The organism is Acinetobacter sp. ANC_7504 (assembly GCF_056779995.1).
Window position 1 is genome coordinate 324,705 of sequence record NZ_JBWYIZ010000001.1, and the last position, 16,586, is coordinate 341,290.

A 16,586-nucleotide genomic window follows, 5' to 3' on the forward strand; every position below is an offset into this window, starting at 1 on the left:
TCGGGAATACGTGATTTAGACTGGACTATTTAATGCCATTATTAAATAGACCAAATCAAACATAATACGAAAACTTAAGAAAGTTGAGCTTTAATTTTACTCGAAACTTGTGCAGGATCGGCACGTCCGGCTATGATCGGACGTAGAGAATTCATCACCTTACCCATATCTTTCATGCTAGTAGCTTGTTGCGCAGCAATCGTTTGCGCAATAATTGAATCAAGTTCTTCCTCAGTCATAGCTGCTGGTAGAAATTGAGATAAAACCTCAACCTCGGCTTGTTCCTTACTAGCTAAGTCTTGTCGATTAGCGCTTTCAAAAGCTTTAATCGATTCTTTACGTTGCTTGATTTGTTTTTCAATGACCGCGAGAACTCGATTATCATCTAGCTCTACGCGTTCATCGACTTCGATTTGCTTAATTGCTGCTTGGAGACTACGAATCACCGTTAACTTATCCATTTCTTTAGCACGCATTGTTGCTTTCAAAACGTCAGTAATTTGGTTTTTTAAAGTAGTCATTTATATATCCGAGCAGTCAATCACAAATTAATCTTAGTAAAGGCGAGTAGTACGTACTGATTCACGCGCCAATTTCTTTTGGTAGCGTTTAACAGCAGCAGCTTTTTTGCGCTTACGTTCTTGAGTTGGTTTCTCGTAGAATTCACGTTTACGAACGTCAGCTAAAACACCCGCTTTTTCGCATGAACGTTTGAAACGACGGATAGCTACGTCTACTGGTTCGCCTTCTTTCAATTTAACTTGTGGCATGAAGAATCCTCTAGTTTATGGATAAGACTAAGCGCCGAATTGCGCTGAGTCACAAGTGAAGGTCAGTATTTTACTCATTTACATCTCATATCACAAGTCTATAATAGCTTTAGCAATATTTTGAAATGGGTTAAAGGCAATTTAATGATCGTTTTAGGCTTAGAAACGTCGTGTGATGAAACTGGTCTCGCACTCTATGACAGCGAAGTCGGCTTAAGAGGACAGGTGTTATATAGTCAGATTAAATTGCATGCTGAATATGGTGGAGTGGTACCCGAATTGGCATCACGCGATCATGTTCGTAAATTAATTCCTTTAATCAATCAATTGCTTGAAGAAAGTCAAATCAAAAAATCTGAGATTGATGCGGTGGCTTATACACGTGGTCCAGGCCTAATGGGTGCACTCATGACTGGAGCATTATTTGGTCGTACGCTTGCATTTGCGTTAAATAAACCAGCGATTGGTGTGCATCATATGGAAGGGCATATGTTGGCGCCTCTTTTATCAGCCACTCCACCGGAATTTCCGTTTGTCGCCTTGTTAGTCTCGGGTGGGCATACACAATTAATGGCGGCATATGATATTGGACATTATGAAATCTTAGGTGAATCGATCGATGATGCAGCGGGTGAAGCATTCGATAAAGTTGCTAAGATGATGGGGCTGCCTTATCCAGGTGGTCCAAATATCTCTAAACTTGCTGAGCAAGGTGATGCCACTGCTTTTGAATTTCCACGCCCTATGTTGCATCAAGGTTTGGAATTTTCATTTAGTGGCTTAAAAACAGCGGTTTCTGTCCAAATGAAAAAATTAGGTGATGAAAACCGAGACGCTGATATTGCTGCGAGTTTTCAAGAGGCTATTGTTGATACATTGGTCAAAAAATCAGTTAAAGCATTAAAGCAAAGTGGTCTTAAGCGTTTGGTTATTGCTGGTGGTGTGAGTGCCAATAAGCGTCTTCGTGAACGTCTTGAAGCAGATATAGCTAAAATAAAAGCTCAAGTATATTATGCTGAACCGGCTTTATGTACGGATAATGGCGCCATGATTGCTTTTGCTGGATATCAACGCTTAAAAGCAGGACAGCATGATGGCTTAGCCGTGACAACGACGCCACGTTGGCCGATGACGGAACTCAAAAAACCTACTGAAGCATAGATGTTTGGTCACGAGAAAAAAGAGGCTTATAGCCTCTTTTTTTATATTTACATTATTGAAAGAATTTGCATGTCTTCTGGTGAGAGTTGAAGATTCACTGCATTTGAAAATTGGGTAATTTGTTCAAGGTTTGTTGCACTGGCGATTGGTGCTGAAATATGCTTTTGCGCAAGTAACCAAGCCAAAGCTACCTCAGCAGGTGCCGCATTGTGGCGCGATGCCACTTCTCTGAGCTTATCTAAAAGGTTTAAGCCTCGCTCATCAAAATATTTTACAAGCGTATCTGCACGTTGACGCCCTTGAATATTGTCTAATGACGAATATTTCCCAGATAGAAATCCACTAGCCAGACTATAAAAACTTACGACACCAATTTGATGGCGTTCACAAATGGGTTGCAGTGTTTGTTCGAATACATCGCGATCGTAAAGATTATATTCAGGTTGAAGAACCTGATAATGTTGCACACCAATCTTTTGTGCAGCTTGAATAGAAGCGTCTAATTGATCAGCTGAAAAATTAGAAGTGCCATAGGCACGAATTTTTCCTTGATCTTTGAGCTTTGAAAATGCTGATAATGTTTCCTCATGAGGTGTGTTTTCATCAGGCCAGTGTGCAAAATAAAGATCAAGATAATCTGTTTTCAAACGGCTTAGAGAGTCTTCAACTGCTTGCATAATCCATCGTTCAGATAAACCTTGATGCCCGGGAATCCCCATATCTAAACCGACTTTAGTAAATAGCACGATGTCTTCACGTTTACTTGGATTTTGTTTTAACCAATTACCAATGATTGTTTCTGACTCGCCACCATGATTGCCTGGTGCCCAAATGGAATAGAAGTCTGCTGTATCAATGGTGTTAAATCCACGCTCATACAGTGCATCTAAAATTTTGAAACTTTGTTTTTCATCAACCGTCCAACCGAATACATTTCCTCCGAATACGATGGGTGCGATGAATAAATCAGTTTGTCCAAGTTTTCTTTTTTGCATGAAACATCCTAGGTAGAATAATACGACTTATTCTAGCTATATAGGATTCGTCTATTTCTCGCTATCCAAATAATGTATAAACATTATCCAATGATTTTGACAAAAAAAGAGGCAAAAAGCCTCTTTTTTAATTCTCTATGTATTCAAGCAGAATCAGAAACGATAACCTGCGCTGATGTTGAACCCATCAAATTTAGCCCCATCAACTTTAGTACCTTCATAACCGATATTGACCGCATATTGCGGAGCAGGATTAATATTAATACCAACACCATATGCAAACGCTGTTTCACTTAGATCCATGTTTTCGTATATGTTCAAGGCGCGATATGAACTTTCAACTTTTGAATGCGCGATCCCGACAACACCATAAACACTGAAATTCTCATTAAGACGATATGCAGGGCCTGCTAGCAAAGAAAAATGCTTTACATCTGTATCTTGGCGTTCACCTGGTTCAATCCAAGTTTCATCACCAGTTTGATACGACATTGTTGCCATAACGCTTAAAGGAGTCTCGAGTTCATAGCGATATTGAGCGTGAACACCGCGAATATCAAACGCATTTTCAATTTCAGACTGAGCATAACCCAATGAAACGGTGTGTTGTTGGGCAAAAGTTGTCGTTGTTAAAGTGGTCATCGAGAGGATTAAACCCAATTTTAAAAATTTAGTTATCATGGCGCATGCTCATTATTTGTGATTTGTTTATCTTTAAATGAAAAAAATGGTGATCATTTTTTGGTAAATGCTATTGTACTTTCTATTTTTCTATTGTAAATAAAAATTAAAGAAATAGTTTTGTTTGTATTATAAATGGTGTGAGAATGTATTTATTGACTCGCAATTGAGTTTTTAAATCGTTCTTTTAATGCAATATAGTGGGAATGCTGTTTAGCTTCATCCCATTTCACTTTAAAAATTCGTGCTGCTGCAGCCTTAATAGCGTCTTCTTGTTGGCGTGGTAGTTCTTCACGCCCGTGAGCACCACTTAAACCTTTTTTGTCATTAGGTACAGGACCTTTATATTTTTTTCCACCTTTATGGTTGGCATAACGTCTCGCTCGGGTATAACCCATTTGTAAAAATTTACGAGCCATATCTGCACCGACAAAATCATCGACTGCTAAATATTCAAGAAAGAGTTGATAAATCTTATTAGAACTCTCTCTAGCTTTATCTTCATCTGCAAATTTCCAAAAAGGTAGAATTTCAGATTTGTAGGGTTCGACGAGTAATACACCCTGTTCACCACGACCAATTCGATAGAGTTCCGGTCTCTCTCTGAAATTAATTTTTTTAAAGTCCAAAGAGTAATCAAAACTTTGAGAGTTAACACGAGAGCTTCTACGTGGGATGTTATCGAGGTCTTTATGATTGTAAGCCATCACATTCTCTTTTGTAGTTTTAAAAATATATTAGGTGATCTCAAATGAAAAACGATTATAGAATTGTGAGTGATATTTTAAAAATGTGATTAGTTGTTTTAAAGAGATGTGCTAAACACGTGAAAGATTGAAATTGAACTGTATTAGAAATCAAAACAACGAATTAGACTATGGACGATAGCGGGGCGAAATTAAGTTTTAGACTTAAAATCTAGCAGACACAAATGATTAGACATGACGATGCTCTATAAGAAACATTTTGTCATATAAGTTTTATATCTATGAATTAATCTAAGCGATACGTATAAAAATAATTTTGGAAGTCTGATTGGATCTTATCATCATCATTTTTGGCTATCTATATGGTCGTAAATTTCATCCCAACAAGTACATTGAACAAGTATTTTTTTTAGCCCTGATTTTATTTATATTTTTTTGCACTGTTTACGCAGCGCCAAACCTACTCGCATTAGAAAATCCTAGAGCTGTTTTGAGCAAGCTAGTTATTCTCGCACTCGGGGTATGCACATTTACTTACTGGTTTAGTTCACTATTTTATAAGAAGAAACAGCAGGAAAACAGCAAACGTAAAACAATCCAAATTAAGGATATCATTAAAATATTGACAGTATATCTTTTGCTTATTTTGGTGTTTGTGGGAGGAATCTTCACTTATCGAATGGATTTAATAGATGAGCAAATAGCTTTAAGTATTCAAAACGTTCTGATCTACATTATTCTATTTTTGATCGGAGTCTTTATATCAGCATTTAAAATCAAAACATTGCAATGGCATGATTTTAAACTCCCAATCATAATGGTATTGGCAAATACAATATTTGCCTGCTTTATGCTGATAATTTGGAAGGAAAGTGCTGTATTGCTTTCTGGATTCGGTTGGGCAAGTCTGTCTGCTGCGATGATTTCACAAAAACTAAATCCCTTATTGGCAGTTCAAGCTTTAATTGTGGATATGATTCGAGGGATGTTTTCCATCATTTTTCTACAGCTTTTTGGAAGACATCAACCACAAGCAGCAATTAGCACCACAGGTGTACTGTCCTGTGATGCATTCTTACCGATGATTAAGCAACATTGTGGTGAGCAATATGTGCTAGATGCGTTTAAAGCGGGACTATTGTTGTCGCTGTTTTGTCCATTGAATATATTTATTGCGATTCATTTTACCCAAAGTGTGACAAGTTAAACGGTAAAACACCTCAAAGACAGTAATTTTAGCAATCACTAACATACCATCACCATTGATATATCCGGCATTGTGATTCAAAAAAAATGCAGCATCCTCATTCATATTATCGTGTTCGTGCTTACAACCGCGTGTTCCTCCAAGACCATCGTTATAAATAAAAACATGGCCAGATTTTGAAAGTTGATAATTAAATTGCTGAGAGAATAGGGTGCAAAGGTCTTGCATGTCTGTATTGTTATCGAGGTTTAGGCGAGTAGGCCATGTATTTTTTTTGAAAGCATATCGTGTAATTGCACGATAACTTGAGGGATGTAAACACACAGCAAAAAAATATGATGGTGCTGGGTGGCGGATCATTTGAGAAATGATGAAGTAAATATATTGGAATTTTAATAGATTTGATTTTCGATAGGCGCTAAGAAGACCTGCTTGACCACGAAAAACATTCATTGTCTTGTCATTCTTTTTGACTTCATAACGTTGCATACATAAAAATCCAACAGGTTTTTCTTCATCAAAATAGATCAAAACCCGTTTGCTTGCAGCATCATCGGGGGCATAGGCTTGCGCAATGTCATTCAAATCACAACCCTCAGGTGTCATGAAGATCGCTTGATGAAGCGTTTTTAATATATTTTGAACATCTGGGGATTGTGTATGTTGGTTACTATATTTTTTAATTTGGAGCATGGATGCAGCCTTTTTCTATAATTATTTGCGTCCCTCATACTATTTTTGAATTGTTAAGTTTGGGTTACATTAATTTTTTCGAAAAACAAAAAATGGTTGTTATGTTATATTGTTTTAAATTTAAATTATTTTTTTAATTCTTATTTAGTTAATAAATTTTATTTAAATTAATAGCTTAAAGTAGTATTTGAGATTTTTTTTTATTTAAAATTTTTTGATATCGATAGAGAGCAATGAGTTAAATTGTTAATTTTATCTTTATAATTATTCATGAATAATTTATTAACTTTTATCGTAATAAAAGCTAATTACTTAGCTTAAAGAGTGAAAGTCGAGAAACTAAGACGTCATTCCATCTTAGTTTCTTATTGCAGAAGCAGATGTAAATGCTTAATCACGCTTTAATTGAGTAGAGCCGATCCAATGTTTTGAAAATTGGAATGCAGAACGACCTGAGCGTTGACCTCTGGCTTGGCACCAACGTAGCGCTTCAGCACGTACTTCAGGTGTCATTTCAATATCAGATTTTTTTAAGTAGTGCTCTACAATCTCTAAATAAAGATTTTGATCCATTGGGTAGAATGAAAGCCAAAGACCAAAACGATCAGACAATGAGATTTTTTCTTCGATCGCTTCTTGCGGATGTAATTCAGTATATTGAGGCACGTCCACTTTAGTGATCGGGGTGTTTTCATGCATAAATTCTGGGAGTAGGTGGCGGCGGTTACTGGTCGCATAAATAATAAAGTTGCCAGAACCTGACTCTAGTGAACCATCTAACACACTTTTTAAACTACGATAATTTTCGTCTTCAGCATTAAAGGCTAAGTCATCACAATACACGATAAATTTTTCGGGACGACCTTCAATAATTTTTTGTATTTCTGGTAGGTCTGACAGATTATCACGCTCAATTTCAATGATGCGTAAACCACGGTCAGCATATTTTGACAGTAAGGATCTTACAATAGATGATTTTCCGGTTCCACGAGATCCAGTCAATAAAATATCGTTTGCAGGTAAACCTTGTAAAAATTGTTCAGTGTTTTGCAGTATTTTTTCTTTTTGTTTTTCGATACCTTTTAAATCATCAAGATGAATTATTTTAGGTTTTTGAATGGGGATCAGCCGTTTATTTTGCCATTTGTATCCTAGTGCTGAGAAATCAATTTCCTGACTCGGTTCAGATAATGTGTGATTAAGTTGATCAATAAGTTGAGAAATTTTTGTTAACAGTTGATCTGGTAGTTCTAGAGTCGCCATAGTTGTTTGTGAAATACAATTCAATAAAATCAAGTTTAATCTACATGATGACGATAGCGATGTGAACTGATCTAAGGGATAAATCTATGATGACTGGTCGATACAAGAAATAAATTTTATTAAGTTGATTATTTTGTGCTTTTTTTGCATAGTTTAAAAACTGAACAAAACTAATTGAACTAATAAAAATCAAAGGACTAGCTCAATGATTTTAGGCAATCGTAGTCAAATTAATCCCCATCAAGCGTATCGAATTAAAAAAATGCAACATGAGCTTGAACGTGCGGAGAGCTATGAAGAGTGGAAAGACATTGCCTTAAAGCTGGATGAGGAAACGGGCGCTCAGGAATGGAAGTTTAATAATACTTCACCGTATTTTGATGCTGAAATTATATCGCATCGTTTAAATCTCTTACGCCGTTACAAGCTGAATCATCGTGTAATTGATCTTATCTATATTTTGCGAGAAGGCCTAAGTCATGATGTCGCTAATATTGGTCATCCTATGCTGTTCACACAAACATATATTGGCACTAAAAAACTTATTGAGGACTATATTGAAGAGGTTTCACAGAGTTTAATTTATATCGCTTCAGATGAATGTTCGGGTTTGACGCATCAAGAAAAATTTGATTTTTTTAAAAATTGTCAACTGACCTATGGTCAACCTGCAATGATGTTTTCGGGTGGGGCCTCATTAGGTTTGTTTCATACAGGCGTGTGTAAGGCGCTGATGGAACAAGATTTGATGCCGAAAGTTTTATCAGGTTCGAGTGCTGGTGCGTTGATGACGGCGATGTTAGGCGTTTCTGATCAAAAAGATATTGATCAGCTGCTGACAGGAGAGAGCTTTTATAGCGAGGCATTCCATTTCAGAAGTTTCAAAGAGTTGCTTAGAGGAAATGGTGGTATTGCTGATGTGCGATATCTTAAGAAATTTTTAGTGGAAAATTTAGGGGACTTAACATTTCAAGAAGCGTATGAAAAGTCTGGACTTGATATTAATATCAGTGTCGCACCTTATGATGTCGCTCAGGAAGATGCTCGTATCATGAATAAATATACTGCGCCAGATTTACTGGTGTGGAGTGCAGTATTGGCATCATGTGCGGTTCCTATCTTATTTCCTCCAGTTCGACTGACCAGTAAGCGTTATGATGGGGTGCATACACCATACTTGGCAAGTATTCGTTGGGTGGATGGCAGTGTAAGAAGTGATTTCCCACAAGAGAAAATGGCTCGTCTCTACAATATTAATTACACCATTGCCAGTCAGGTGAATCCACATATTGTGCCATTCATGCAAAGTGATGCGGAGCGTTTTAGAACAGATCTGCTCAGCTGGCCGCAACGTTTAGTGCGTAAACATGGTAAAACGATTGCGATGGATGTCATGAATTTCACTCGTGACCGAATGGGCAGTGTGCCGACGATTAGACGACTATTGGATCACGGTTATGGTATTGTTGATCAGCGTTATTATGGGGATTTAAATATTGTAGGTAATTATAGTCTGCGACATTATCATTATATGTTACAAAATCCGCGACCTCATTTGTTTAAAGTCCTTCAAAGAGAAGGGGAACGGGCAACTTGGTCAAAACTGTCCAGTATTGAAACACATGCGCGTATAGGAAAAACCATTGAACATTGTTTGGATATGCTGACGCAACTGAAACAGCAAAATGAATCTCTTGAAAAACAATCTACAGTGGCAAACCATTCAGCCTCTGCTCAGGCAACCAGTTAATTCTCAACAAAGTCAGCAGTATGGTCGTCTAATTTATTGTATCGAAATAGATGACCAAACGTATTGGGTTAAGCGACAACAGCAGGGTATCAGTTCACAGCATGAGCAGTGGTTCGACAATGAGATAAAACACTACCAATCACTCAGTACTCGCTCTTCAAAGATCTTAGTGCCGTTTGAGATCGTGTATGACGAAAACAGTAGATTCAATACACCTATATCAAAACATGATTCTTCATCATTGATTCTGATAGAAAATGCGGCGCCGTTATTTGAAGTAGAAAATTCTGTCTATATTCAAATGCAGACCTTCCCACACAATGAGTTTTCAAATGTGGTCAATTTATTATTACATAGTCTAGATGCATTACTATCGATTCATGAGCAAGGATTGGTCCATGCAGATCTCAAAAGAGAACATTTTAGAATATTGAATGGTCAACCCAAATTAATTGATTTTGAACAGATGTTTCACTTTGAGTGCCATCCTCAAGTTTCTACGCATGGAACACCGAGGTATATGGCGCCTGAGTTGTTTCATGGTGAGTCAAAATCACAAGCATCAGATATATATGCACTCGGTATTATTTGGTTAGAATGGTTAAATCAGTACTCAATCCGTAAAAAAAGCTATATAGATTGGGCAAAATGGCATTGTCAGCAATTAAAAGTTGAAATTATTAGGCCTTTTTCTGACTTAACACCAGTACTCCAGCAGATGTTGATGAAAAATAAATCACACAGATTGAACAATATTTATCAATTAAAACAGTTATTAAGCGAATTTGTTTAAACAAAAACCAATAAAATGGATAATTGTTTTATATTTAGTCAAACAATAAGGTTTTTCAAAAAAAGGGCTTGTCATGAGATAATGATCTCTATAATATACACAGCCATCGGGGACGTGGCGAAATTGGTAGACGCACTGGATTTAGGTTCCAGCGCCGCAAGGTGTGAGAGTTCGAGTCTCTCCGTCCCCACCAAGTAATTTACTAGGTGGAATGACCGAAGTAAGTGAAATAGAGGATTGGTGTAATGGTAGCATGACGGTCTCCAAAACCGTTCGTCAAGGTTCGAATCCTTGATCCTCTGCCAAGTTTTATGAAGCTCAGTAATATAATTGAGTATTCAAAGGGGACGTGGCGAAATTGGTAGACGCACTGGATTTAGGTTCCAGCGCCGCAAGGTGTGAGAGTTCGAGTCTCTCCGTCCCCACCATATTAAGGCAAGGTTTGATACCTTGCTTTTTTATTGCCTATATTTTTATATAAATACAGACCAAAATATATAATCAAAAAAAATCGCCTACAAAGAGGCGATATTAATATTTAGATGATCTATTTAGTATTCATTCCGTTGAATTAAGGTGAGATTAAGCCTTTAAGTGATCCTCGAATTCTTCACCTAATTGCATTGCTAGAGTATTTCCAGATAAGTCACATGTCACTAAACCATATTCTTTTTTAAAACTGAAAGTGAAGCCTTGGTTATCCTTTAAATTTCGAACGGAATAACCTAATTTTTCTAACCAAATTCTGAATGCAATTAAATTTTTTGCTTTGACCACTTTCTTCATGAGACAACTCCTTTGACTAATGAAATATTAATAAGGTTAATGATGTTGTTTTTAAAGGGCTTTAACCTAAATTAATGTAAATATATTTTAATTCTATAAAAATGTATATATTTCATGCAATTAAAAGAAAGAATTTGATCATGTTGTTAAAGCTTTAAGATAAAGAAGAGAATGTATTGTCTGAAGGGTTTAAAAACTGAGCGAATATCGCTCAGTAATGAACACCTGTAATTTGAACAGATAATGCTAAATTTAGAAATTATCTTTCATTTCCCGAATACGTTTAAATTCTTCAGCACTGTTGACGCGCAAGAAAGGATTGGTCTCAAGTTCAATTCCAATGGTGGAAGGTAAGGTTATTTGATTTTGATCTCGAAGTTTCTGAACTTGTTCAAATCGTTCTTGTAGTGCCTTATTCTCAGGTTCTACTTGTAAAGCGAATTGTGCATTTGAGAGCGTGTATTCATGGGTACAGTAGACTTGAGTTCTTGGAGGGAGCGCTGACAGTCGGTTAAGTGATTGATACATTTGTTCAGCCGTTCCTTCAAAAAGGCGTCCACATCCCATTGCAAATAAGGTATCTCCACAGAATAAACTGTCGATTTCATCTGCAAATATTGCGATATGACCTAAGGTATGGCCAGGAACAGCGATGACGTCAAGTTTTAAGTCATTAAAATAAAATTCATCATTATGATTGAGTGGACAACTGATAAATGGAATTTTAGATAATTCTTCGCGTGGACCATAAACTTCAATATTTTTTTCCGCGATTAACTCTGGCACACCACCAATATGGTCTTTATGCCAGTGGGTAAGCCATATTTGCTTAAGTGTTAAACCATGCGAGTCACAATAGTTGACCACCAAATTGGCTTCTGTAGGGTCTACCACTGCAATTTCTTGGGTTTCAGTATCTTCAATAATCCATATATAGTTTTGTAGCGCATTGTTAACATCAATTACGCGAACTTGATAACGCATCCTAAACGATCCTAAAACATGTGACTTATTTGATCTCATCCTAGATCAAGCTTATCAAATTGTAAAATTCACCCAAATTTTAAACAGCGATGTATTGTAAATATTGATGTCGAATTCGATGAGGTGCATTGTTGTTAGCTTAAGATTATCTGATCTGATGAACAAATTTCGAGTAAAAAGTAAATGAAGATAAAAGTGAGATTGAGTGCTTGCATCAGCGCAGTGATGAGTTCGATTGTTCTTGTTGGTTGTATGCAGAACTCTCAAGTTGGTCAACTGCAAAAGTCTCAATTATACGAGCGTCCAAGCAGCTGTAAGGTCAATGAGACAATTGAACGTAAAGCGGTTCCTCAAACACCTAACCAAATGAGCCTTCCGAGTTTTGGGCAAGGGGTTATCGGTTGGGCAACAGGGCCAGAAGGTGCTCAAGCACGCTTGGAAAGTGTATCTAAGCAAGACATCCATCAGTTTAAAGCTCAAGGTGTTAGTTTGGAAATGATACGCGATTGGCAAGCGTTTTATAAGCATGAAGCAAAGCGTAATCCATGCAATCCAACTGCGCCGTTACGTGCGCAATTAATGGAAAAAATCGCTTCACTTTGGATGGATTGATATTAAAAAAGATCTCATTTGAGATCTTTTTTTAAATTTACTATCGCATTTTGGCGAGTTTTTCACCTGTCATTTGCACCAATTGAACTAATACTAAAAGCACAATAACAGTGAGTATAACGACACTGGTATCAAAGCGTTGATAACCATAGGAGATCGCAAGATCACCAATGCCACCTGCACCGACAGCGCCAGCCATGGCTGTTGCACCAATTAAGCTGATTGCAGCTGTAGTTAAATTGAGAATGAGGGAACTGCGTGCCTCAGGTAGAATAAATTTGAAAATAATTTGTAGGGGTGTTGCGCCCATAGCTTGCGCTGATTCCACGATGCCTTCGTTGACTTCAAGGAGTGAAGTTTCAACCAGACGACCAATATAAGGTCCTACATAAATGGTTAAAGGAACAATAGCTGCCCATGTCCCAATAGAAGTACCCACAATCATTTTTGTTAGTGGAATAACCGCGATCAGGAGGATAATAAAAGGGAGGGAGCGTAATGCATTCACAATAGGGTTTAATCCATAGTAAATCACACGATTGGCTAAAATCCCGTTTGGTCGTGTAACAAGTAGGGTTATTCCTTGAATTAAACCCCAAATCGTACCGAATAGCATTGCAAAGAAAACCATATGAAAGGTTTCTTGTAGGGCTGTCACAAATTGATCAATTGAAAGCGAGCTTTTCCAAAAAGGTTCAGTAATTTCTGTTAGCCATTGAACAATCATATCTCTCATGCACGTACTCCTGATTGCTCAACTTTAACGCCATGTTGTTGGAAAAAGCTGATGGTTTCTTGAATAATGTCTGGATCACCCAGTAATTGCACAAACATTTGTCCAATCACAGCGCCATTAATTTCGGTCATGTTGGCAAATAAAATATTGAGACTAATATCAAATCGTTTGATGGCAGCTTGTACAACAGTTTCTTGTGCTGAAGTACCTAAGAACTGCAAGCTATAAATACTGTGGTGATTTTGATTTTCTAAGTTATTTAAAATATTGATAGGTAACTGCTGCTGTAAAACAGTTTGAATAAATGTTTTGGTCGTCGGGTGTTGAGGTTGACTAAAGATATCGAGAGTACTGCCGTGTTCAATCACTTTGCCTTGTTCCATAACTGCAACAAAGTCGCAAATCGACTCAATAACATCCATTTCGTGCGTAACCATGACAATCGTGATGCCTTGCTCTTGATTAATTTTTTTTAAAAGGGCTAGTACAGATTTTGTCGTTTGAGGATCAAGCGCTGATGTTGCTTCGTCACAGAGTAGAATTTTTGGATGATTGGCAAGTGCCCGAGCGATACCTACACGCTGTTTTTGACCACCAGAAAGCTCATCTGGAAAAGCATCGCGTTTATGTTCTAAATCGATAAACTCAAGTAGCTCATCTAAGCGTTTTAGACGCTCAGCTTTACTCCAGCCAAGGAGTTTCATTGGCATTTCAATATTGGCTGCAACGGTTTTGGTTTGCAATAAATTGAAATGTTGGAAAATCATACCAATATTGGCGCGTTCTTGACGTAATTTTGAAGCGCTCAAAGCAGTGAAATCTTGACCATGGATGATCATTTGACCTTGATTGGGTCTTTCTAGTAAATTGATCAAACGGATCAGTGTACTTTTACCTGCACCACTATAGCCTATAATTCCGAAGATACTTCCATCTGGAATCGTCAGATTAATATTGTCTAAGGCGTGAATAGTTTGGCCTTTGAGCTGATAATGTTTACTAATATTTTTAAATTCAATCATAACGTCAAGAACTATTAAAAATGAAAAACAGGCAAATTAAATTTGCCTGTTAAAAATACAGAAGTCTAGAATTATTGAGCTTCTGTGAGATATGTTGTTGGTTTATCAACATTAACCTTAGTGCCACCAAAGTTTTCTTTCACATATTGCTTAACTGCATCTGTATGATATAGCTGACCCACCTTTTGCAATACAGGATCATTCTGACGGCCTTCAGCTACAGCCAGTACATTCACATTCATTTTTGTACTTTGATCGATTGGCTCGTAGTAAATCGCATCTTTTAATACGTTCAAACCACCTTCCATTGCTAAGGTGTTGCCTAATACAATGGCATCCACTTCATCTTTCACACGTACCGCAGTTGCCATTTGAATCGGTTTGATGGTGATTTGTTTAGGATTCTCAGTTACATCAGAAGTAGTGCCTTTGACATTGTCAAATTGAGGTTTTAACTTTACTAAACCAGCAGATTGCAATAATAAAAGGGCACGTGATTCATTAGCACCATCGTTTGGAATTGCAATGGTCGAACCTGTTTTGAAATCATTTAAATTTTTAACTTTGCTTGAGTAAATCCCCATTGGCTCAAGATAAGTCGTAGATAATGGCGCAATTTTTTGAGTATTGGCATCATTGTATGCAACCATATATGCATATGATTGGAAGGCATTGATATCAATCTCTTTATTGGCTACCGCAGTGTTCATTGAAACATAATCAGTAAAGTTTTTAACATCTAACTTTAAACCTGCAGCTTCAGTTTCTGGCAATTTTGCAATGAACTTCCAGATATCTGCATCTGAACCTGTAGAAGCGATTGTAATGGTTTGAACTGAATCTTTATTCGTGTTGTTTGCAGCGGTTTCTGGAGCATCTTGTTTTGAGCATCCAGCGATACCCACTGATAGGCCCAAAACTAAACCAAGAATTTTCTTCATGATATTTCCTGAGTATGTTGAAACGATCTTCAACTTACATATGCAGTGAGGTGAATAGTGAAATGAACTGTCCTTGTTTCAAGAGCACTTCAAGCTATTCATCTGTTAGAGATAATTCGGTATTTAGCTATCAATTATTTAAGCATTGATAACAAAAAAGTTGGTTGATGATAACAATTTTTTTTTATTCAATATAGTGATGTTAATGAACTAGCTTAGCATAAAGCGTCATATACAATTTATGAGAATGTATAAATAAACTTTAAATATCATACTTATAATTTGAGTGTTTAAAATTAGAAAGACCCGTTATCAGCCGAACACCTTATAATGATTTAATATATCAATATGAAAAATATGGATTTAATTTAATTTAGAAATTTGCTTGGTAAGATCATTATTGTATTTCTGCCGATATTGGCTAGGGGGCATACCAAACCAACGCTTGAATGCTCGTCTGAAATTTGAGGCATCGTGATAATTAAGAAGCATACCAATTGTTTCAATCGTGAGTTGCGTATGCTCAAGAAAATAAGCACTTTGCTGTGCAAGCACCTGATCTTTGACCTCTTTAAAGGTTAAACCTTCTTTTTCTAAATGACGAGCTAAGGTTCGTTTGCTCATGAATAATGAAGCGGCAATCTCAGATTCATTTTTGGGATCTGATAAATGCTCAATCAGTATTTTTTTTACACGAAATTGGTAAGTATTTTGGGGTGTAAGAAGATCCTTAAGTACATTTTCACATTGTTTTTTTGCAATGAGATAGTTCTCCTGACTTGCTGAAGCATTCGGGATTTTACACACAGATAAAGGTATCTGAATGCCATCAAAAGATTGTGAAAATGCGAAATCACATTGAAAAATTTTTGTATAAGCAGCATGGTAAGCAGGTTTAGGATAGCTAAAAAGCAACTTCGCCTCAGTTAATGGCTTACCTAAAATAAATTCAGCACACTCTTTAAATACCACCATGCAAGACTCGATCATGCTTTGATATACAAGGGTGGAGCAATCTATATTAAATTGAATTTTACAATTCATCTGCTGATCACGCATTTCGAGAATGACTTCTGCAAATCCAATTCGAGTAGGTAGATAATGTTGAATCGCTTCAAGTGCAGCATAAAGGTTTGGGCAACTGTGCATCAAAAAGCCCATTGCGCCATGAGTCGTGGGTTTAAGGCGATGTCCAAGTTCTAAACCGAAGTCGGGAACATCTGCCATGTTCAATGCATTGTCAAATATACGAATAAAATCAGATGCTGAAATCCGGGAATCTTCCTGTTGAATAAATTCAGCAGTCAGAGATGTGCCATTCAATAAAGTTGGGAATACACGCAGCCCACCTCCCAATTGTTGCGCAATAATTCTGACATATGCGCAGGGAATCAATGCCCGAATTGCATTATCGTCCTGATTGCTATGTTCTATTCCTTTAGACATCATACTCAAGTCCAGATAGCGTGATATTGATCTTTCTTA

The 16,586-nt window shown here is 37.0% G+C and carries 18 protein-coding genes and 3 tRNA genes; 8 read left to right on the plus strand and 13 right to left on the minus strand.

Annotation, left to right across the window (positions count from 1 at the left end; all coding sequences use genetic code 11):
• Nucleotides 1-74 precede the first annotated feature (74 nt).
• Both AC1M9F_RS01580 and rpsU read right to left on the minus strand, forming a co-directional pair.
• Entirely contained in the window at nucleotides 75-521 is a 447-nt protein-coding gene (locus tag AC1M9F_RS01580) for a GatB/YqeY domain-containing protein (RefSeq protein WP_481595494.1), read from the minus strand.
• 33 nt (nucleotides 522-554) lie between these two features.
• Complete coding sequence (gene rpsU / locus AC1M9F_RS01585; protein ID WP_001136722.1) at nucleotides 555-770, minus strand: 30S ribosomal protein S21; 216 nt, start codon at nucleotides 768-770, stop codon at nucleotides 555-557.
• Between the two features lie 144 nt (nucleotides 771-914).
• Here rpsU and tsaD point away from each other — a divergent pair, with 144 nt between their 5' ends.
• On the plus strand, nucleotides 915-1,931 hold the full coding sequence (gene tsaD / locus AC1M9F_RS01590; protein WP_481596881.1) for a tRNA (adenosine(37)-N6)-threonylcarbamoyltransferase complex transferase subunit TsaD: 1,017 nt from the start codon (nucleotides 915-917) through the stop codon (nucleotides 1,929-1,931).
• Nucleotides 1,932-1,978: 47 nt separating this feature from the next.
• On the opposite strand, the gene AC1M9F_RS01595 is transcribed toward tsaD, so the two are convergent.
• The 3 genes from AC1M9F_RS01595 to AC1M9F_RS01605 all read right to left on the minus strand — a co-directional run bounded on the left by AC1M9F_RS01595 (nucleotide 1,979) and on the right by AC1M9F_RS01605 (nucleotide 4,314).
• Complete coding sequence (locus AC1M9F_RS01595; RefSeq protein WP_481596882.1) at nucleotides 1,979-2,926, minus strand: aldo/keto reductase; 948 nt, start codon at nucleotides 2,924-2,926, stop codon at nucleotides 1,979-1,981.
• A gap of 153 nt (nucleotides 2,927-3,079) precedes the next feature.
• A complete protein-coding gene (locus AC1M9F_RS01600) occupies nucleotides 3,080-3,607 on the minus strand; it encodes an Ail/Lom family outer membrane beta-barrel protein (RefSeq protein WP_481596883.1) in 528 nt (175 codons plus the stop codon).
• Nucleotides 3,608-3,759: 152 nt separating this feature from the next.
• Entirely contained in the window at nucleotides 3,760-4,314 is a 555-nt protein-coding gene (locus AC1M9F_RS01605; RefSeq protein WP_481589804.1) for a DUF4385 domain-containing protein, read from the minus strand.
• A gap of 328 nt (nucleotides 4,315-4,642) precedes the next feature.
• On the opposite strand from AC1M9F_RS01605, the gene AC1M9F_RS01610 reads away from it, so the two are divergent.
• Nucleotides 4,643-5,521, plus strand: a complete 879-nt coding sequence (locus tag AC1M9F_RS01610) for a LysO family transporter (protein ID WP_481596884.1) — start codon at nucleotides 4,643-4,645, stop codon at nucleotides 5,519-5,521.
• Here AC1M9F_RS01610 and AC1M9F_RS01615 read toward each other — a convergent pair.
• Together AC1M9F_RS01615 and AC1M9F_RS01620 are read right to left on the minus strand one after the other, a co-directional pair.
• On the minus strand, nucleotides 5,450-6,214 hold the full coding sequence (locus AC1M9F_RS01615) for a hypothetical protein (protein ID WP_481596885.1): 765 nt from the start codon (nucleotides 6,212-6,214) through the stop codon (nucleotides 5,450-5,452). The two genes, AC1M9F_RS01610 and AC1M9F_RS01615, sit on opposite strands and share 72 nt — an antisense overlap.
• Nucleotides 6,215-6,604: 390 nt before the next feature.
• Nucleotides 6,605-7,477 carry an ATP-binding protein gene (locus AC1M9F_RS01620; RefSeq protein WP_481588407.1) on the minus strand — a complete coding sequence of 291 codons (873 nt, stop codon included), beginning with the start codon at nucleotides 7,475-7,477 and terminating at the stop codon, nucleotides 6,605-6,607.
• 205 nt (nucleotides 7,478-7,682) lie between these two features.
• On the opposite strand from AC1M9F_RS01620, the gene AC1M9F_RS01625 reads away from it, so the two are divergent.
• From AC1M9F_RS01625 to AC1M9F_RS01645, 5 genes are all read left to right on the plus strand, one after another.
• Nucleotides 7,683-9,227, plus strand: a complete 1,545-nt coding sequence (locus AC1M9F_RS01625; protein ID WP_481596886.1) for a DUF3336 domain-containing protein — start codon at nucleotides 7,683-7,685, stop codon at nucleotides 9,225-9,227.
• The gene (locus tag AC1M9F_RS01630; protein WP_481596887.1) at nucleotides 9,172-10,020 is read left to right on the plus strand and encodes a protein kinase domain-containing protein; all 849 of its coding nucleotides are present in this window, start codon (nucleotides 9,172-9,174) and stop codon (nucleotides 10,018-10,020) included. The genes AC1M9F_RS01625 and AC1M9F_RS01630 overlap by 56 nt, the downstream gene beginning before the upstream one ends.
• Before the next feature lie 108 nt (nucleotides 10,021-10,128).
• A tRNA-Leu gene (locus AC1M9F_RS01635) sits at nucleotides 10,129-10,213 on the plus strand.
• A gap of 38 nt (nucleotides 10,214-10,251) precedes the next feature.
• Nucleotides 10,252-10,325: transfer RNA gene (locus AC1M9F_RS01640), tRNA-Trp, on the plus strand.
• A gap of 38 nt (nucleotides 10,326-10,363) precedes the next feature.
• A tRNA-Leu gene (locus tag AC1M9F_RS01645) sits at nucleotides 10,364-10,448 on the plus strand.
• Between the two features lie 154 nt (nucleotides 10,449-10,602).
• Here the strand turns inward: AC1M9F_RS01645 and AC1M9F_RS01650 are convergent.
• Both AC1M9F_RS01650 and gloB read right to left on the minus strand, forming a co-directional pair.
• A complete protein-coding gene (locus AC1M9F_RS01650) occupies nucleotides 10,603-10,806 on the minus strand; it encodes a hypothetical protein (protein WP_035267651.1) in 204 nt (67 codons plus the stop codon).
• A gap of 252 nt (nucleotides 10,807-11,058) precedes the next feature.
• Complete coding sequence (gene gloB, locus AC1M9F_RS01655) at nucleotides 11,059-11,790, minus strand: hydroxyacylglutathione hydrolase (RefSeq protein WP_481596888.1); 732 nt, start codon at nucleotides 11,788-11,790, stop codon at nucleotides 11,059-11,061.
• Nucleotides 11,791-12,015: 225 nt separating this feature from the next.
• On the opposite strand from gloB, the gene AC1M9F_RS01660 reads away from it, so the two are divergent.
• Nucleotides 12,016-12,402, plus strand: a complete 387-nt coding sequence (locus AC1M9F_RS01660; protein ID WP_481586973.1) for a DUF4951 domain-containing protein — start codon at nucleotides 12,016-12,018, stop codon at nucleotides 12,400-12,402.
• A 40-nt stretch (nucleotides 12,403-12,442) separates the two neighbouring features.
• Here the strand turns inward: AC1M9F_RS01660 and AC1M9F_RS01665 are convergent, their stop codons facing one another.
• The 4 genes from AC1M9F_RS01665 to AC1M9F_RS01680 all read right to left on the minus strand — a co-directional run bounded on the left by AC1M9F_RS01665 (nucleotide 12,443) and on the right by AC1M9F_RS01680 (nucleotide 16,550).
• On the minus strand, nucleotides 12,443-13,138 hold the full coding sequence (locus AC1M9F_RS01665) for a methionine ABC transporter permease (protein ID WP_035267644.1): 696 nt from the start codon (nucleotides 13,136-13,138) through the stop codon (nucleotides 12,443-12,445).
• On the minus strand, nucleotides 13,135-14,160 hold the full coding sequence (locus AC1M9F_RS01670; RefSeq protein ID WP_481586974.1) for a methionine ABC transporter ATP-binding protein: 1,026 nt from the start codon (nucleotides 14,158-14,160) through the stop codon (nucleotides 13,135-13,137). The genes AC1M9F_RS01665 and AC1M9F_RS01670 overlap by 4 nt, the downstream gene beginning before the upstream one ends.
• Nucleotides 14,161-14,231: 71 nt before the next feature.
• Nucleotides 14,232-15,101 carry a MetQ/NlpA family ABC transporter substrate-binding protein gene (locus tag AC1M9F_RS01675; RefSeq protein WP_035267639.1) on the minus strand — a complete coding sequence of 290 codons (870 nt, stop codon included), beginning with the start codon at nucleotides 15,099-15,101 and terminating at the stop codon, nucleotides 14,232-14,234.
• A gap of 363 nt (nucleotides 15,102-15,464) precedes the next feature.
• Nucleotides 15,465-16,550, minus strand: coding sequence for an AraC family transcriptional regulator (locus AC1M9F_RS01680; RefSeq protein ID WP_481596889.1), 1,086 nt, complete (start codon nucleotides 16,548-16,550; stop codon nucleotides 15,465-15,467).
• Nucleotides 16,551-16,586: the final 36 nt, after the last annotated feature.

What these genes read in the sequence shown, in the direction of transcription:
- AC1M9F_RS01580 (WP_481595494.1), bottom strand. Translation starts at nt 521, where the DNA reads ATGACTACTTTAAAAAACCAAATTACTGACGTTTTGAAAGCAACAATG.
- rpsU (WP_001136722.1), bottom strand. Translation starts at nt 770, where the DNA reads ATGCCACAAGTTAAATTGAAAGAAGGCGAACCAGTAGACGTAGCTATC.
- tsaD (WP_481596881.1), top strand. Translation starts at nt 915, where the DNA reads ATGATCGTTTTAGGCTTAGAAACGTCGTGTGATGAAACTGGTCTCGCA.
- AC1M9F_RS01595 (WP_481596882.1), bottom strand. Translation starts at nt 2,926, where the DNA reads ATGCAAAAAAGAAAACTTGGACAAACTGATTTATTCATCGCACCCATC.
- AC1M9F_RS01600 (WP_481596883.1), bottom strand. Translation starts at nt 3,607, where the DNA reads ATGATAACTAAATTTTTAAAATTGGGTTTAATCCTCTCGATGACCACT.
- AC1M9F_RS01605 (WP_481589804.1), bottom strand. Translation starts at nt 4,314, where the DNA reads ATGGCTTACAATCATAAAGACCTCGATAACATCCCACGTAGAAGCTCT.
- AC1M9F_RS01615 (WP_481596885.1), bottom strand. Translation starts at nt 6,214, where the DNA reads ATGCTCCAAATTAAAAAATATAGTAACCAACATACACAATCCCCAGAT.
- AC1M9F_RS01620 (WP_481588407.1), bottom strand. Translation starts at nt 7,477, where the DNA reads ATGGCGACTCTAGAACTACCAGATCAACTGTTAACAAAAATTTCTCAA.
- AC1M9F_RS01625 (WP_481596886.1), top strand. Translation starts at nt 7,683, where the DNA reads ATGATTTTAGGCAATCGTAGTCAAATTAATCCCCATCAAGCGTATCGA.
- AC1M9F_RS01650 (WP_035267651.1), bottom strand. Translation starts at nt 10,806, where the DNA reads ATGAAGAAAGTGGTCAAAGCAAAAAATTTAATTGCATTCAGAATTTGG.
- gloB (WP_481596888.1), bottom strand. Translation starts at nt 11,790, where the DNA reads ATGCGTTATCAAGTTCGCGTAATTGATGTTAACAATGCGCTACAAAAC.
- AC1M9F_RS01660 (WP_481586973.1), top strand. Translation starts at nt 12,016, where the DNA reads ATGAGTTCGATTGTTCTTGTTGGTTGTATGCAGAACTCTCAAGTTGGT.
- AC1M9F_RS01665 (WP_035267644.1), bottom strand. Translation starts at nt 13,138, where the DNA reads ATGAGAGATATGATTGTTCAATGGCTAACAGAAATTACTGAACCTTTT.
- AC1M9F_RS01670 (WP_481586974.1), bottom strand. Translation starts at nt 14,160, where the DNA reads ATGATTGAATTTAAAAATATTAGTAAACATTATCAGCTCAAAGGCCAA.
- AC1M9F_RS01675 (WP_035267639.1), bottom strand. Translation starts at nt 15,101, where the DNA reads ATGAAGAAAATTCTTGGTTTAGTTTTGGGCCTATCAGTGGGTATCGCT.
- AC1M9F_RS01680 (WP_481596889.1), bottom strand. Translation starts at nt 16,550, where the DNA reads ATGATGTCTAAAGGAATAGAACATAGCAATCAGGACGATAATGCAATT.